The organism is Segatella copri (assembly GCF_949820605.1).
Lineage (GTDB): Bacteria > Bacteroidota > Bacteroidia > Bacteroidales > Bacteroidaceae > Prevotella.
Genome location: NZ_CATKVU010000006.1, coordinates 3124576 through 3142956 on the forward strand (window position 1 = coordinate 3124576; position 18381 = coordinate 3142956).

At 47.5% G+C, this 18381-nt stretch carries 9 protein-coding genes; 6 read left to right on the forward strand and 3 right to left on the reverse strand.

Annotated elements, in window-relative coordinates:
- The first annotated feature begins 174 nt into the window (after window positions 1–174).
- The 5 genes from pafA (at window position 175) to RCO84_RS14055 (ending at window position 10132) form a co-directional block, all read left to right on the forward strand.
- Window positions 175–1800, forward strand: coding sequence for an alkaline phosphatase PafA (gene pafA, locus RCO84_RS14035; RefSeq protein WP_373690135.1), 1626 nt, complete (start codon window positions 175–177; stop codon window positions 1798–1800).
- A gap of 131 nt (window positions 1801–1931) precedes the next feature.
- The gene (locus RCO84_RS14040; protein WP_317585427.1) at window positions 1932–5084 is read left to right on the forward strand and encodes a SusC/RagA family TonB-linked outer membrane protein; all 3153 of its coding nucleotides are present in this window, start codon (window positions 1932–1934) and stop codon (window positions 5082–5084) included.
- Between the two features lie 21 nt (window positions 5085–5105).
- Complete coding sequence (locus tag RCO84_RS14045) at window positions 5106–7013, forward strand: RagB/SusD family nutrient uptake outer membrane protein (protein WP_317585428.1); 1908 nt, start codon at window positions 5106–5108, stop codon at window positions 7011–7013.
- Window positions 7014–7330: 317 nt separating this feature from the next.
- On the forward strand, window positions 7331–8089 hold the full coding sequence (locus RCO84_RS14050; protein ID WP_317585429.1) for a glycerophosphodiester phosphodiesterase family protein: 759 nt from the start codon (window positions 7331–7333) through the stop codon (window positions 8087–8089).
- 9 nt (window positions 8090–8098) lie between these two features.
- Window positions 8099–10132, forward strand: a complete 2034-nt coding sequence (locus tag RCO84_RS14055; RefSeq protein ID WP_317585430.1) for a hypothetical protein — start codon at window positions 8099–8101, stop codon at window positions 10130–10132.
- Window positions 10133–10466: 334 nt separating this feature from the next.
- Here the strand turns inward: RCO84_RS14055 and RCO84_RS14060 are convergent, their stop codons facing one another.
- Window positions 10467–12176, reverse strand: coding sequence for a Na/Pi cotransporter family protein (locus RCO84_RS14060; RefSeq protein ID WP_144153559.1), 1710 nt, complete (start codon window positions 12174–12176; stop codon window positions 10467–10469).
- A 172-nt stretch (window positions 12177–12348) separates the two neighbouring features.
- Between RCO84_RS14060 and RCO84_RS14065 the strand changes: the two genes are divergently transcribed.
- Window positions 12349–14010, forward strand: a complete 1662-nt coding sequence (locus tag RCO84_RS14065; RefSeq protein ID WP_317585431.1) for a nucleoside kinase — start codon at window positions 12349–12351, stop codon at window positions 14008–14010.
- A 575-nt stretch (window positions 14011–14585) separates the two neighbouring features.
- Here RCO84_RS14065 and upp read toward each other — a convergent pair.
- Together upp and RCO84_RS14075 are read right to left on the reverse strand one after the other, a co-directional pair.
- On the reverse strand, window positions 14586–15245 hold the full coding sequence (gene upp, locus RCO84_RS14070; protein WP_006848107.1) for a uracil phosphoribosyltransferase: 660 nt from the start codon (window positions 15243–15245) through the stop codon (window positions 14586–14588).
- Window positions 15246–15384: 139 nt separating this feature from the next.
- Entirely contained in the window at window positions 15385–18042 is a 2658-nt protein-coding gene (locus RCO84_RS14075) for a hypothetical protein (RefSeq protein ID WP_317573002.1), read from the reverse strand.
- Window positions 18043–18381 lie beyond the last annotated feature (339 nt).

Consider the following 18381-nt stretch of genomic DNA (forward strand, 5'->3'; position numbering starts at 1 on the left):
CTTCCCTCTAACTTCACTTAACTTCCCCAAATGCGAAAATTTAGTGACTAAGAATTACTTGAGAGCAATAAGAATGCTTTAACTCTTCTTTCATCCATTTGTAACATGATGGTAATATACTTTGAATACCTTTGCAGCGGAAAAAGTATAACGGTGATTTTTTATAGGAAAGAAATGAATACGGTATTAAGTGTTATTGCGATGGCATTCCTGGGATGCGGAATGGTTTCTGCCCAGCAGGTAAATGCTTCTAACGTCCAGCGCCCCAAACTGGTAGTGGGCATTGTGGTTGACCAGATGCGATGGGATTATCTCTATCGCTATCAGAAGCGCTATGGAGAAGGAGGATTCAAGCGATTGCTCAACGAGGGTTTTTCTTGCGAGAATACCCGTATTCCGTATGTTCCATCGGTTACAGCCATCGGTCATACTTGTCTCTATACCGGTAGTGTGCCTTCCATCCACGGAATCGCCGGAAATAACTTCGTAAAGAATGGTAAGAAGGTGTACTGTACGGATGATGAAACCGTGAAAACTGTGGGTGCCAACAGTAAGGCGGGCTTGATGTCGCCACGAAATCTCTGGGTTACTACCCTTGGCGACGAGATGAAGATTGCATCCAATGGTAGAGCCAAGGTGGTGGGAGTGGCCTTGAAAGACCGTGCTTCCATCCTTCCTGCAGGTCATAATCCCAACGGCGCCTACTGGTTTGATGATGAGAGCGGTAAGTTCATCACCAGTTCTTACTATATGAACCAGTTGCCAAAGTGGGTGGATGCTTTCAACAACCAGCATCTGCCTGAGCGTTATCTTTCGGAAAAATGGAGCACTCTCTATCCTGAGAATACCTACATCGAGAGTACAGAAGATGAGAACGAGTACGAGGATGGAATCTGCAAGGACGTGAAAGCTACGTTGCCGCTCAATCTCCCTGCCCTTTATAAGAAATACGGTTATGAAATCATCAGAAAGACTCCTTTCGGTAATTCGCTGACGATAGATTTGGCGAAGGCTGCGATAGATGGAGAGCAGTTGGGGGCTGATGATGAAACCGACTTGCTGGCAGTAAGCTGTTCCAGCGCGGATTATATCGGTCATCAGGTGGGAACGCATGCGGTAGAAATCGAGGATACGTATCTGCGACTTGACAAGGCGATAGCCGATTTCCTTTCTTATCTTGATGAGAAGGTGGGCAAGGGGAATTATCTGGTTTTCCTGAGTGCCGATCATGGAGCGATGAACAACGCCCGTTTCCTGCAAGACCGCCGCATTCCTGCGGGCAGCTGGAATGGTGATGCTGTGGCTAAGAAACTGAACCAGACTCTGGCTAAGGAGTATCCTAACGTGGGTGATCTGGTGAAGACCGTGATGAACTATCAGGTGTTTTTCAATCGAAACATCATACAGGAAAACAAGTTAGACTTCGTCAAAATCAAGCAGAGCGTGGTGGATGTTTTGAAGGAAGACAGCTGCGTGCAGTATGCCTGCGATATGGAGAAGACGATGACCGAGAGTATTCCTGAGGATGTGAAGACGCGTATAGTAAATGGTTACAACCGTGAGCGTAGCGGTGATGTGGCCATCGTATTGAAGCCGAACTACTATGCCCACGGCATGAAGGGAACCGATCATGGTGAGTGGAATCCATACGACACCCACATTCCTTTGATTTTCATGGGTTGGGGAATCCAGCACGGTGCAACCACCAAGCAGACTTTCATGACCGATATTGTTCCAACCATCGCCGCCCTGCTTCATGTTCAGGCGCCTAATGGTTGTGTAGGCCAGCCGATATTCTAGATTTTGATTTTATGTTTCTGAGCCTTATTCCTGAGCCTTATTCCGAATCCCGATTCTGTTATAATAGTGTTGCGGAATTAAGGATATAATCATAATTCTTTGTTTTAACATGTTTAAAAATTACATTCACAATGTTTAAAAATTACATTCACACCATGCTATTCTTTATCGGAGCGGCAGCGGTGCCGCTGCACTCGTCTGCCGAAAACGGCCCCGAGACTGGCGGAACACAGGGCGTACAACAGGCCGTACAGCCTGCGGTGAAGCAGATTAGAGGCTTTATCGGCGATGAAAATGGCGACCCCATAATCGGTGCAACAGTGCTCGAAAAGGGCAAAACCAACGGAACCGCCACCGATGTTGACGGAACCTTTACGCTGAACGTACAGCCGAACGCCACGCTTGTAGTCTCTTATGTGGGTTACAAGACCAAGGAGGTGCGCGTGAACAACCGCGTTTTCATAACCACAGGCCTTATTCCCGAGGAAAAATCGCTTGATGAGGTGGTTGTAGTTGGCTTCGGCAAGCAGAAGAAAGAGTCGCTCGTGGGTGCCGTGCAGGCCGTTAAGCCAGAAGATTTGAAGATGACTTCAAGCTCACTGACAACTTCTTTTGCGGGCAATGTTCCGGGAATAATCGCACGTCAGACCACCGGCGAGCCCGGTTACGACAATGCCGAGTTCTATATTCGTGGCATTTCTACCTTCGGTTCCAACACTCAGCCGCTCATAATCCTTGACGGAGTGGAGATTAACAGCACCATGCTCAACAACATTCCGCCTGAGTCTATAGAGTCGTTCTCGGTGCTGAAAGACGCCACGGCAACCTCTCTTTACGGCTCGCGCGGTGCAAACGGCGTGATCATCGTAAACACCCGTGCGGGTCAGGCATCAGAGAAGATGAAGCTGAACATACGCTTTGACAACACCTTCTCAATGCCTACGGCCGTTCAGGACATGGCCGACGGACCCACATACATGCGGATGTTCAACGAAGCAAGCAAGAATGATGCCCGCGTGGCAGGCTCTACTTATGAGCAGCCGTACTCTGACGAGCGCATTCAGAACACGATAAACCACGCCAATCCTTACCTCTTTCCTGACGTGAACTGGTACGACATGCTCTTCAAAGACTTTGCCTCGAACCAGAATCTCAACATAAACATGAAGGGCGGAACCCGTTTCATTGACTATTTCCTAAACGCAGGCATTTTCTATGAGAACGGAATAATGCGCCAACCCAAAGAGGCGCAGGCGCTCGACGTGGGTATGCGCAGCAAGAAATACTTGTTCCAGAGCAACGTTTCGGCCCGTCTCACACCAACAACTAAGGTGTCTCTGAACATGAATACGCAGCTTTTTTTCTATCACGGACCAAAGGCTTCAACGTCAAACCTGTTCAATTATTCAATGACGGTTAATCCTGTAGCCTTCCCGGCTACGCTTCCCGCCGAGGAGGGAGACACATTTGTGCGTTACGGAAATGGCACACGGCAGGGTGTAGGCGGACTTTTCAACAATCCGTATGCCGAGCTTAGCAGCGGCTACACTGAGCGCAACTACGTTTATTCAACCACCGCTTTCAGCGTGGATCAAGACTTGAAGTTCATTACTCCTGGACTTAAAGCCAGTGCTTTGGCATCTTTCTACAATTACAGCTTCAACTGGCTTGACCACTGGATTGTGCCTTTCTACTACAAAGTGGGCGATGGCTACACGCAGAATCCCGACGGTTCATTCAACTACACCACCGAGTCGATAGGTACACCGGGGCAGCCCTACCTGCAATCAAACTCAGGACGCGACCCGACGGAGAGCGTATGGTCGCTTCAGGGTACTCTTGACTACGCCCGTACCTTTGGTAAACACGACATCGGAGCCACTTTTGTGTACCACATGAAGGAAACCAAGAAGGTGGCAAACGGCGGAACCGAGTATGACCTTCTGCCTTACCGTGAGCAAGGACTGGCAGGCCGTCTTACCTATAACTACGACCACCGTTACCTGCTTGAGGCCACTTTTGGTTACAACGGCTCCGAGAACTTCATCAGCGGGCAGCGTTTCGGCTTCTTCCCCGCAGTGGCTTTAGGCTGGACAATATCAAACGAGACCTTCTTTAAACCACTCAAAGAGGTGGTTAACAACTTAAAGTTGCGCGGCTCTTACGGTCTTGTAGGCAATGATGCACTCTCTGAGAGATTCCCATACGTAACCACTGTTGACATGAGCGGAAAAGGTGGATGGTGGATTGGTGACGGTTACGTGAACAACGCGGTGCCGGTTGTGACAAAGTATGGTAATTCTTTCGCCACATGGGAAAAGTCAAAGAAGTTCAACTTCGGTGTTGACATGACATTGTTCGGTGGTCTTGACCTTACTGTAGATGTGTTCAGCGAGAAGCGAACAGGCATTTTCATGCAGCGTCAAGCACTTCTTTCTGCCGCAGGTTATGGCTCCGCACTGCCTTACGCCAATATCGGAGCGGTTAAGAACCATGGCGTTGACGTTAGTGCAAGTTATCAGAAAGCGTTTAATAAAGACTTTACAGTGCGGCTGAACGGCAGTTTTACTTATGCCCACAATGAGATTACGAATGTTGATGAGCCTGCAAACATCGATTCTTACTACTCCCGCGTAGGTCATCCTATAAACAGTATCCGTGGTCTTATTGCCGAGGGTATCTTCACTTCGCAGGAGGAAATAGACAATGCTCCGGTGCAAAACCTGGGCTCTACTCCTGTTGTTGGTGACATAAAATACAAGGACCTGAACGGTGACAGAACTGTTGATGCCAGCGATTACACTACAATCGGCCACCCCGAAATACCCGAAATAATCTACGGATTAGGCGGAACCGTGAAGTACAAGAAGTGGGATTTGTCATTGTTCTTCCAAGGTTCGGGCAACGTAAGTCTGCTTATGAGCAACATACAGCCTTTTGTCGACAAGTCAGGCGATGGTATGAACATTGCAAAATACATTGTTGACAACCACTGGTCGGAGGAAAACAATGTGGCAAATGCCGCTTATCCGCGCCTGTCAACCACGTATGTGCAGAACAACGTGGTGCCCAGCACGTTCTATTTGCGTAACGCCAGCTACCTCAGACTGAAGAATGCCGAGCTGGGTTACACCTTCACGCCGTGGCTACGGGCATACGTAGCGGGCACAAACCTGCTGACCATTTCGCCATTCAGCACCTGGGACCCTGAAATGGGAAGCGGAAACGGACTGAAATATCCTATCCAGCGCACAGTGAAAATTGGAGTTCAGTTCAATTATTAAGCAATTTTAAACATTTAAGAAATGATACTTAACAACATAAAATACTTCGTTCTGACGGTTGCCGCGGTAGCTTTTTCCTCGTGCGACTATCTTGACGTGGTGCCCGAAGGCACTCCCACGATAAACGATGTTTACAAAACGCAAACGCAAGCCGAGAAGATGGTGATTGGCTGCTACAAGGAAATACCTAATTATTTTCATCCCCAACAGTTCCCGGATGCCACCGGAGCCGATGAGTTCATTGTGGGTTACAGGGGTACAACCCGCTGGTTTCACTATAAAAGTCTTATGAACGGGCAGGAGTCGCCCAGCAGTACGTACTACGGACTTTGGAGCAACAACGCCACAAATTATCCGACCGGCGCAGTTAAGAAGGACATCTGGGGTGCCATTCGCAACTGTTACAACGTACTGAACAATCTTGACCGCGTGCCGGGAATAACCGAGGAAAACAAGAATCATTGGAAGGGTGAGGCGCTGTTTCTCATTGCTTATTATCACCAGATAATGCTTGAGTACTACGGTCCGATATTCCTCATCAAGTCGGAGGAAAGCCCTTCGATGTCAACCGAACTCATGCGCAGTCCTTACGATGAGTGTGTGGACTTCATTGCCGAAAAGTATGACGAGGCCGCAAAGCTGTTGCCGGCACAACAGAGCAGCGGAAACCGCGACCGCGCAACTGCCGCAACCGCTCTAGGGTACAAGGCACGACTATTGCTTTACGCCGCCTCGCCACTTGTTAATGGCGACACGGATTTTTATTCTGACTTCAAGAACCCTGACGGAACGCCGCTGATGAATCTCACTTATGACCGCGAGAAGTGGAAAAAGGCCATGGATGCCGCCGAGGCAGCCATAACCTACTGCGAGGCCAACGGCTATAAACTGTACGGCGGTACCACAACCGACCCCGTGCAGGGTGCCCGCAACTACCACTCGGCCTTTGTAGGTGACAATGCCGGAGGCTTTAACAACTGGGACGAGATTTTGTTCGGTCTTGCCGACCAGGGCACAATCACCTATTGCATCAAGAATATCGCACCGCGTGTCGGCTTTAAAAAATACAGTTCAAAGGGCTTCCGTGGTTACATGGTGCCCACCTGGAGCTGTGTGCAGCGTTATTTCACCGCGAAGGGACTGCCCCTGGCCGATGACCCCGACACCAAGAACCTGAACCCGGAGACGATTGTTGACGCACCGTGGTTCCCCGGTGAGAAGACATCAATCATACATGTGAACCGCGAACCGCGCTTCTACGCATCTGTGGGTTACGACCGTGGCCCCTACGAGGTGCAGAACGGAATCATGATGCTGAAATGTCGGCGCGGTGAACCCCAGCAGGATGACGGCATAGTTAAGAACGAATATCAGTCAAACAACGGTTACTACTGTCAGAAATGGGTATCAAAATACGATTCGTATGACGTGACCAGCGACAAGATAACCTACAACAAATGGGTCTTCCCTTACCTGCGCATGGCAGAACTTTACCTCGACTACGTTGAGGCCGACTTTGAATACAATAAGAAACTCAGCGCAAAGAGTCTGGCGTACCTCGACAAAATACGTGCGCGCTGCGGACTTCCGACCTTTGAGAAGTCATGGAGCTATGCCGGCGGAATACCGGCCGACGAGGCGAAACTGCGCAGCGTGATTCACGATGAACGCTCAAACGAGCTTGCAATGGAGGGCCGCCGCTTCCACGACATTCGCCGCTGGAAGATTGCCGAGAAGGAAATCAACCCCAAGGAGAAGTCGTGGACGCTGTCAGGAAAGACAGCCGAAACCTTCTACAAGGTAACGGACATGGAGGACGGAAGTGAGATTGACCGCTCACAGTTCAAGGCTCCGCGCAACTACTGGCTTGCAATTCCTCTCGATCAGATACAGATTGACCCCAACCTCGTGCAGAATCCGGGGTACTAAATTGCTGACACACTGTTTAATTAGTATTTGACAATTAGCAATTAGCATTTAGAACCTTTGCCGCTTGTTCCTTTATAAAGGACCAGCGGCTGAGGTTTTGGTCGTAAAAAATACGGCGTTTTCGGGACCCAATAACAGCCCTTGTGCAACCGTCTGATATTCAACGTGTTGCAATACTGTCTGTTTTGCATTCTGAAACTGCCACTTTTGCACGCCAAAACAATAAGTTTTGCAGGCCAAAACAATGGGTTTTGCAAAATAGAAGTATATTTGGCATCTGTAAAAGGAGTAAAACTTAAAAAAACAACTTTATAAAAATGAAAAACAGATTAATGATTCTTGCCGTGGCGCTCATGGTGTTTTGCGGCGCACAGGCACAGACACGGGTCATTGCACACCGTGGTTACTGGAAGACGGAAGGCTCTGCCCAAAACAGCATAACGGCTCTGCTGAAGGCTGACTCCATCGGCTGTTACGGCTCGGAGTTTGACGTGTGGATTACGAAGGACAATCACCTGATTGTAAACCACGACCCTAAGATTGGTCCTTACATGATTGAGCAGACCGATGCAAAGACCCTCACGGCGCAGAAACTTAAGAACGGAGAGCATGTTCCTACTCTTGAGGCATTTTTGAAGGCTGCCAAAAAGCACACAACGCTGAAACTGATACTCGAGCTGAAACACCATTCAACACCTGAACGCGAGGACCTTGCAGCCGAAAAAATTGTGAAACTGGTGGAACGGATGAAGCTGCAGAACCGTGTGGAGTACATAACTTTCTCGGCAAATGCACTGCGCACGCTGCTGAAAATTGCACCCAAGGGCACTCCCGTCTATTATCTGAACGGTGAAATGACACCCTCACAGCTTAAAGAACTGGGCTGCGCCGGACTTGACTATCACTATGACGTGCTGCGCAAGCACCCCGAGTGGATTGACGAGTGCCACCGGCTGGGTATGAAAGTCAACGTTTGGACAGTGAGGAGCACTGACGTTATGAGGGAGTTTGACGGACGTGCCGACTTCCTCACAACCGACCTGCCCGCCGAAGCCCTGAAAGTTGTCAATAAATAGACTGATACAATGAAAATAAAAACATTGCTTTTCTGCATCACAGCCACACTCTGCGGCACGCTTACGGCCAATGCCGCCGATGCCGTGGAGGGACTTTCGGCCTCAATCGCAATAAAGAAGCCCGGCAACAAGGCCGTGAGCCACACTCTGAATTTCATCCGACAGGAGGGTGAAACAGACGCTTACACACTTCAGGCCCCTGACGGAGAGCTGCCGCTTGACATTGTTCAGACGGTCAGCACCGACGGTTCACGGCGGCGCATAACCGTCAGTCTGACGGCACACAGCAGGGTTTACTTCAACTTTAAAGAGCGGCTCTCAACGGGTTTCAGCCATGACGACTGCCTGTTCTACATGCCGGGATTCTGGTACAGGCGCAATCTGCGCTCGCCTAAGCAGACCCCCTCGTTCCACACCTCTGACAGTTGGACCGTGCGTGAGGACCGTCTGAGCACTCCGCTCGTGGCCGCGTTCAGCCAGAAGGCGCACCGCGCCGTGTCAGTTGTAAGAATTGACAGTTTCAAACATGAAGCTCCAACAACCCGTGAGGAAGGCGAGGTTATTCTGGCAGGCCCCACCGACATAGGCTACACCGGGTTTGAGAACGTAGGAGGAACCGCTACGCTCAGTTTCGGCTATCCTTACAGCGAGAAACCTTACTCTTACATACGCAAACTCACGCTTGCTCCACCCGTTGAAGCCTTCGCCATGCTTGACCGCGGTGAGACCACGACACTGCAATGGGAGGTGAACGGACTTGCTGCCGACAGCTTTGCCGACTGCGTGAGCGGACTCTGGACGTACTCTTACGACACTTACAGTCCGCAGCCAGTGCAGGTTGCTTACTCTGACGAACGTATGAAAGAGGTTATGAGCAACTACTTCAAGGAGAGTTTTGTCAAGGCACAGCCATGCTACTACGCCAGTGCCGGAATGTGGGTTGACGACTGTGCCAGTCCAGAACTGGCCGAGGTGGGTTTCGTCGGCCGCACTCTGCTCAACGCTTTCAATGCCCTTGAGTACGGTGAAAGCCACAACCGTACCGACCTGGTAAAGGATGCACGCGCCGTTTTCGACTCTTATCTGCGTTACGGCTTTTCGTCTGCCGGTTACTTCAATGAGGTTATTGACTGCAAAAAGGGCAAGGCCCAGACCTGGCACAGCATCCGCCGTCAGTCAGAAGGCGTGTGTGCGGTGCTTTATTATCTTGACTATGAACGGCGTAACGGACGCCGCCACCCTGAGTGGGAACAGCGCATGAAGAACATTCTCGACCTGATTGTGCGTCGTCAGAAGGCTGACGGCAGTTTCCCGCGTAAGTTTAATGATGACGGCCGTGTGGTTGATGCTGGCGGAGGAAGCACTCCCTCGGCCACTCTGCCGCTGGTTATGGGCAGCCGTTATTTCGGTAATCACCGCTGGCTCATGGCGGCACGCCGCACAATGGACTACATTGAGAAGAAAATAATAACCCCGTCTGACTATTTTTCATCTACTCTTGATGCTGATTGTGAGGACAAAGAGGCTTCGCTTTACTCTGCCACGGCCGCTTACTGCATGGCTCTTTCCAGTCATGGCTCACAACGCCGTCATTATGCGGAGCTGTGCCGTCAGGCTGCTTATTTCGCACTCTCGTGGTATTACACATGGGATGTGCCCTTTGCCCAAGGACAGATGTTGGGTGACATCGGTCTGAAGACCCGCGGGTGGGGTAATGTTTCGGTTGAGAACAACCATATAGACGTGTTTGTTTTCGACTTTGTTGACGTGCTGAAATGGCTCTCGCATGAGTTCAAAGAGCCGCGATTCATGGCTTTTTCAAATGTAATCAGCACCTCCATGAGGCAGCTCCTGCCCTGTGAGGGCAACCTTTGTGGTGTGGCCAAGGTCGGTTATTACCCCGAGGTGGTTCAACATACCCACTGGGATTATGGCCGTAACGGTAAAGGATTTTACAATGACATCTTTGCACCGGGCTGGACCGTGGCCTCACTATGGGAAATGCTCACATTGGGCCGCGTCACCCGGTTGATTGAAAGGTGAGTTTCTTTTATTTAAGGTCAACTGGTTTGAAGGTTTTATAGGACCGATAGGATCTATAAGACAAATAGGTCTTATCGGTCATATTTATCTTTTCACTCTTTTCACCTTTTGCCAAACCAACTTTTCCGCCCTTTCATTTTATTTTCCACTCGGTTTGCATTACCTTTTAATAACGTGAGTTCGATGAATTATAATTGTCTGTAAAATTGGTGGTTAGCGAAAATTGTTGTAACTTTATAGTGCAAATAATAACAAAGAAAACAACAAGATTCGCTATGCTCACCGAGGACAAAATTACTGAAATGTTTTTCATTATTCATTCATCGTAAATTCCCTATGCCTCATGCTGTCTTACACCCATTCGAGCCTCCACTACGTTCACCACGTAGTCGCCGAGTTTCTCGCATTCCTGGATGATATCCATATACATGGTACCGATGGCGTAGGTATAGAGATGGTTGTTTACATCGTTGATGTTCTGGCTCTTCAACTGATTGCGATAGTTGTTGATTTCGTTCTCGATGTTGAAAGAGAGGTTGGCATCGTTGTCTCCCTTATGACCTACGAGGGTGATGTTCATCTGGGTAAGAGCATTGTCGGTAAGTTCCATCATCTGATGCATGTGCTCATACTGTGAAGTGATGAAGTCTTCCTTGCCCTTGAAACGGCGGTTCAGCGTGCGGGCGATGTTGAAGCAGCTGTCACCGATACTCTCGATTTCAGAAATCTCACGGAGCATGGCACGAATTTTTGCCTTGGTCTCGTCAGAAAGATGAGAATCGCTCACCTGGTCGAGATACTTGGCAATCTCTATCTCCATGTTGTCAGAGATGCCTTCGTATTTCTCGATGCGGCTATAGAGTTTTACAAACTTATCTTCATTGGTTTCGCCAAGAAGCGTCTTCACCATGCCGAACATGCGTTGGATGCGCTCGGCAAAGCAATGAATCTCTTTCTGTGCCTCCAAGACAGAGATTTCCGGTGTCTTCATGATACCGCTCTGGATAAAGCGCAGGCGGAAATCGTCTTCATCGGCATTCTTCTTAGGACGGATAATCTTGCATACCAGCTTCTCTATCTGTGGAATGAACCAAACCAGGATAAAGGTGTTGGATAGGTTAAAGGTGGTATGGAAGGCGGCAAGCACAAAGGATAGCTTGGCGGCATTGGCTACGAAATGAGGATCGGTCTTCTCCATCATGTCGTCATAACCTACCCAGCCGCAAACCAGATGGATGAACGGGCGGAACACGCAGAGTATCCAAAGCACACCGAAGATGTTGAACACCATGTGCGCCATCGCCGCTCTCCGGGCCTGGGTATTGGCGGTGAGCGCTGCCACATTGGAGGTTACGGTTGTTCCGATATTCTCACCCATCACAAGCGCAATACCCTGATAGATAGGCAATACGCCGGTAGAACAGAGTATCATCGTAATCGCCATGACGGCTGCCGAACTCTGCACGCACATAGTGAGTATACTACCGATAATCAGAAAGGTGATGGTAGTCTGGAAACTGTGAGGATCGAAACTTGCAAAGAATTCTAGAACCGGCTGATTATGAGCCAGATCCATGTCGATACCGGTTTGGCGTAAAGTTCCCAAACCGAGAAACATAAAGGATATACCGAAGATGAAGTCGCCGATAATCTTGCGCTTCTTGCTGTAAATCAGGATGATGGCGATGAAGAACGCCGGCCATACAAAATCTGTGATGTTAAACGAGAAACCGGCACTCATGATCCATGCGGTGAGTGTGGTTCCGATGTTGGCGCCCATGATAACGGAGATAGCCTGGGCTAGGGTAAGGAGACCGGCATTAACGAATGATACGGTCATCACCGTTGTGGCTGTAGAAGACTGCACCGCTGCGGTGATGAGCGTACCCGTGAGGATGCCCGTCAAACGGTTGGTGGTCATCGTTCCTAACACATGGCGGAGCTGTGGTCCTGCCATCTTCTGCAAACTGTCGCTCATGGACTTCATACCGAACATCAGTAGGGCGAGTGCTCCAATAAGCTTAAAAAATATCCAAATCGACATATAATAACTTAATTAATGTTGTCAAATACATCAAGTTTCCGAATTTCTTCGTAACTTTACACTCTGTAGGCGTCTCTCTTCTAATAAAGAGTAAGCCGATGCTCAAAAAGCACCTTCGGGGGCTTCGAGAGCTGGTAGATTAGTTTAATTTTGTAACATAGTTTTAATACAAATGAAACAAGCAATTCAAATCCGTTGCAAAAATAATAAAAAATCTCAGAAAGTAGAAATCGGAAGCACACTTTTTGATATTTTTTCAGCATTTGACCTCAAAATGACCCACGGACCGGTGTCTGCAAGGGTAAATAACAAGGTTGAAGGCATGCATTATCGTGTTTATAATTCTAAAGATGTAGAATTCCTTGATATGACTTCTTCATCCGGTTCGCGTGCATATACCCGTACCCTCTTCTTTGTTCTCTGCAAGGCGGTACAGGACATTTATCCTGCTACAGATGTGGTGATTGATATCCCCGTATCGAATGGTTTCTACGTAGATATCCGTCTGGGCAGACCTGTTGTTGATGAAGATGTGAACATCATCCGCCGTCGCATGCAGGAGATTATCGATGCCAGGATGCCGATACGCCGGTTCACCGTGCCTACCGAAGAGGCAGTTGCGCTGTTCCAGGAGAAAGGGGATGTGGAAAAGGTGAAGCTGCTCAAGACATCGGGCTCTATCTATACTACCTATTATAAAATAGGTGATTATGTAGATTATTACTACGGCACGCTGCTCACCAATACCTCGCAGCTCTATCTCTTCGGGCTGGAGAAATATTATGATGGAATGCTCCTGCGCATTCCTTCGCTCAAGAACCCGGATGTGCTGGGCGAAATGACCCGACAGGACAAGATGTTTGAGATATTCAAGGAGCATCATCGCTGGCAGAGTATCCTGGGCATCAGGACTGTAGGCGATTTTAACCAGGCGATAGATTCCAATCATTCTACCGACATCATCAATATCAGCGAGGCGCTGCAGGAGAAGAAGATTGCCAAGATTGCTGAGGAGATAGCCAACCGCAAGGGCGTGAAACTGGTGCTGCTGGCAGGTCCTTCTTCTTCGGGCAAGACCACTTCGTGCAAGCGCCTGAGCATACAGCTTGCCGTAAACGGATTGAAACCGCTCCAGATTTCGCTCGATGATTATTTCGTAGATAGGGAGAAAACGCCGAAGGATGCTTCAGGCGAATATGATTATGAGAGCATCTATGCTCTGGATCTCGATTTGATCAACGAGCAGTTTAATGCCCTCTTCCGTGGTGAGGAGGTAGAATTGCCGAAGTATGATTTCCAGAGCGGAAAGAGTAAAAAGAGCGGCAACAAGCTGAAGATGAACGATAACAATGTGCTGGTGGTAGAGGGCATTCATGCATTGAACCCAGAGCTGACGGCTCACATCCCGCAGGAGCAGATATTCAGAGTATATGCTTCGGCGCTGACCACGATTCTTCTGGACAATCACAATTATATCCCGACAACAGACAACCGTTTGCTTCGCCGTATCATCCGCGATTACAAGTATCGAGGTGTCTCTGCCCAGGAAACCATTCATCGCTGGCCTTCGGTAAGGGCAGGTGAGAACAAGTGGATATTCCCGTTCCAGGAGAATGCCGATGCGATGCTCAATACGGCGATGCTTTATGAACTGGCTGTAATCAAGATGCAGGCAGAGCCGCTGCTGCAGCAGGTTCCGGAGAATTGCGAGGAATATGCTGAGGCTTACCGGTTGCTTAAATTCCTGAAATACTTCAAGGGTATACCTTATAATAATCTGCCGCCTACTTCGCTTCTGCGAGAGTTCCTGGGGGGCAGCTCGTTCCATTATTAAAGGTTTTATCTTTCGGAGATAAGTTGGCTGTTTGAGTAGGACAGCCAACTGGCAGAAGCCGGACAGCCGACTAGCGCCTTATCCGCTAGTCGGCTGTTTGTCTTTTACAGCCCTCGGAAATGGGTTTATCTGATTTTCTTTTAGGCGTCTGATTTTCTTTTTTATGCGATAGACGAAAAACTCTTCACTCTTCACCAAATGCTCCGAAACCCCTGTGTTTATCGGCATTCCGAGGGGTGAAGAGTGTTCGGGCACTCTTCACCCACTCTTCACCTTCTGTTGCAGCGGTCTTGTACCTCTTTTTAATTGAACTTTCGTAAGTTTTGCCCCACACGCCCTGGGCTAGGAGCTTTTGGGCCTTCAGCCCGTACTTGAACCGCATGCGAAAGTTCAGTTTTTTTAATGTCTGTCGGTGAAGAGTGGTGAAGAGTGGGTGAAGAGATACAAATAACTCTTCACCCCTCGGAATGCCGATAAACACAGGGGTTTCGGCCCGAAAGGTGAAGAGTGAAGAGTATTTCAGAGTAGAGTTGCTATACTTTTTATAAAGCGTACGAATTTATAAAGCCTGCGACTTAGAGCTTGCTGCCATAGCACAAGTCGCCGGCGTCGCCGAAGCCTGGCACGATATACTTATGCTCGTTCAACCCCTCATCAATAGAGGCACACCAGATAGTAGTCTTGTCCTCAGGGAAGGTCTTCTTGACGTGCTCAATGCCCTCAGGTGCAGCGAGAACACAGGCAATGTGGATATGTTTAGGATTGCCCTTGGTGAGGAAAGCCTTCATACCCATCTCCATGCTGATACCTGTGGCAAGCATAGGGTCGGCAATGATGAGCACCTTATCAGTAAGATCAGGTGTAGCGAGGTATTCGATATGTACGCCCACTTCAGTATGCTCCTTGTTGGTATACTCGCGATAAGCACTCACAAAGGCATTGCCAGAGTGGTCGAAAATATTGAGGAAACCTTCGTGGAAAGGAAGTCCGGCACGGAATATAGTACCGATGACAATCTTTTCGGTAGGAAGATTAACCTGGGCCACACCGAGCGGTGTAGTCACCTCAGTCTTTTCGTAATTAAGAGTCTTTGATATTTCAAAGGCTTCATACTCACCGATTCTCATGATGTTGTTGCGGAAGAGCAATCGGTTCTTTTGATAATCGCAGTCACGCATCTCTGCCAGATAGCGGTTGATGATGCAATTGTGCTCGCTCAGATTATTTATCTTCATATAGCTGTAGTTTTATATTTCTCGTTTTGTTTTCAGATAGCTGAGATGCAGCAAATCTCATGCAAAGATAATAGAAAATATGGAATCAGCAAAATGTTTGCGTATTTTTTATCTTGAATAGCACCAAATATGCGATTGCCTACTCAAATTCTATCAGGAAGTCTGTTAGCGATTTCTCGCTAGGAATACCCAATTTTTTGCGCAGACGGTATCTTACGCTTTCTACACCTCGTATGCTGAGATGTGTAAAGTTGGCAATATCCTTAGTGTTAAGATTTAGTCGCAGCAGGGCGCAAATCTTCATATCGTTGGCGGTAAGCTCCGGATATTTCTCGTGCAGATTTCTGAAGAAACGCTTGTGGATGAGGTCGAAGTTGTTCTGAAAGGTACTCCAGAATAAATCTGTATCCTGACTCTTCATCTGCATCAGAATCTTGTTTACATCCCGTGAGCTTAAGGTTCCCCGGTGCATTCCGCTTAAGAGTTGCTCCTTTACATCGCCCATAGAGTTTTTCAACGCGAGCATATCGAATGCGATGCTTGCTGTTTCTTTGCCTTTTATTTCCAATTCGTTTTCTAGAAGAATCTTCTGTTGTTCGGCAATAATGCGTTCCTGTTCCAGAACCTTCATCTTCTGTACCATCAGTTTTGCTTCTGCCACCTTTTGGTTGCGGCGTACAATCTTGTTTATATGCCAGCGAGTATAGCCATATACGCAGACATAGAGCAGGAAGGCATATCCAAACCATGCCCAAATAGAAAGGTAAAATGGGGCTGGGTATGAGAATTGATAGACGATAGAATCGCTCAGTACCTTTCCGCTCAGGCTCTTGACGGTTGCAGTAAAAGTATAGTTTCCGTAATCTAAGTTATTATAAGAGATGGTTGGTGAACTACTTTTCTCTGTCAGCTTTTTGCCATTTTTTGCCAGCGTATAACAAAATACCAGTTTCTCGTTATCAAAGTTAGGATAAGATAGCTTGAAGAACATATTTCCCCTTGAGTCAACCTCCTCTTTATTGCTATGTATCGGCAGGTATTCCTGATGGTTGTTCTTCCCCTTGGTAGTCACCTCCTTGATGAAAATCTTATACAGATTTCTCTTTGAACGAATGTCTTTGCCATTATATCGGCCAATGCCATCGTTCAGGAAGAAATAGGTATTGGCTCCCTGCGTATACATCGCATGGCCGTAGTTGTTGATTTCTTTTCCAAAGATGGTGTTCGATATAAATACCTTTGGGTGTCCGTTTTGTTCGTTGGATTGGATCAACCAGAAACCGTCTTTATTAAGCACCCAATATTGGTTCTTGTCAATGAACGAAGAGGTGATGATGCCGGTATTGCTGAGCCATCCGCATCCCTTGTAAGCTACAATTTCCTTTTGGATATCATCGTAAGTATATAGCCCGTTGTTATAAGAGAAGACTACTCTTCCATTGATGTTCATGACGTGAAACATCTGTTCTGGCCCATTGTTGAGCGAAGGATAATATTGTACTTTGGTAAAGCGGGAAAGGTCTTTTGACAATGTGAGCCGATACAGACCTTTACTCATATGGGCTGCCCAGAGAACGCCCGTATTGTCTATTTCGAATTCTCGGATAGGAGCACTAAAGCCGTTGATATCCTGTCTGTTAACCCATCTGTTACCTTCTTTTCTAAAGAAATGAAAGATGGTGTAGGAAGACTCTATCAAGGCATGTTGCCCAAAGAGATGGTATTCTTTGAGGCAAGTACTTCCATTGATGGTATTGCTTAGATTGAAAGATTTGTCCCCAACAATGTTCTTGATACCATTATTGTTGCCAACAAACACTTGGGTGTTCATCGCCGCCAAGTACCAGTTCTGGCCTTCGCATCCTGATACGTTGATGGTCTGGTGCTTCGCCATATCATATTGCCATACCGACTGGTTTGTTGCAATATACATCTGGTTGTTGATGATACTCATGCCATACGTCATACCGAAGCCTTCCATATTCATTACCGACAATGGTAAACCGGTATGTATCAGAGAAATGCCATTGTCAAGCGTTACCCAGAGATTCTTGCTGTTATCTACATAGAGGTTGAGAACGGTATTGTTGTGCAATCCGTTGGCTTTGTTGTAGTGCCATATTACTTGGAAATTGTTGAGATTGATAGCATAAACACCATTTTTGATGGTTCCTACGATTAGTGTGGTTGGGTTAAGAAGAGCGGTTCTGTTGACTAAAGAACGCGACAATTCTGCGTCAAGACTGGTGTGGACAGGGGTCGCCTCTGATCCTTCCATGATAAAGAATCCTTGTTTGTGCGTAATCAGCAAGGTCTTGTTTCCGGAAAGGGCGTACATGCCCATAATGTTGTCGCCATTTACTTTAGTGGCAGAGAGAACTGGCAGAAATTTTCCATTCTTGACCAAGCTTATTCCGCCGTTTACAATTTGAGTATAGACATTGTTTCTGGCAGGGTAGAACCAAAGGGGTAATTCCTTATTATTGAAATAAGGCGTAACCTGTTTGCCGTCGTAATCGAAATAAGAACAGAAAGACTGGAAATAGATATGATCCTTCACTTTAATGATATTCCATATCTCATCGTTATGCGATTTATACTGGGATGGCCACAAAGAGTGATAAGTCATACGACCTCGGTTGTCGCGTGTGAAATATCCAAAGTCAGTATAAGTTCCTACGTAGATTCTGTCTCCATCAGCAAGAACAGAGCGGATGATTCCTTTGTTGGGAAGAGCAGCATGTGTCCATTCATAGCCGTCATAGATAAGCATGCCATCGTTGTTGCCGAAATACATTGTGCCTCTATCGTCTTGGGTACAACTCCAATTTTGAATACCGAATTGATAGGAGAACGAGTTATAATTGGTGATGATAGGCATGAAGGTTTGTGCTTTGCTGTTCTGCCCAGCAAAGCATAAAAAACATAGTATATTTATGTAGATAAATGTTAGTCGTGACATATTTCAAAGTTTAGTTGTTATTGAATCCGCATGCAAAAATACAAAAAATATGTGAATGGGCAAAGAAAAAAGGATAAAAATATGCGTATCTTTAACATTCTATAAAACAAGAAGTTAACTGTTTCTGCAGTAGTAATAGCGTAGTGGGTAAATAGTGTAGAGTAGTTAAAGAGT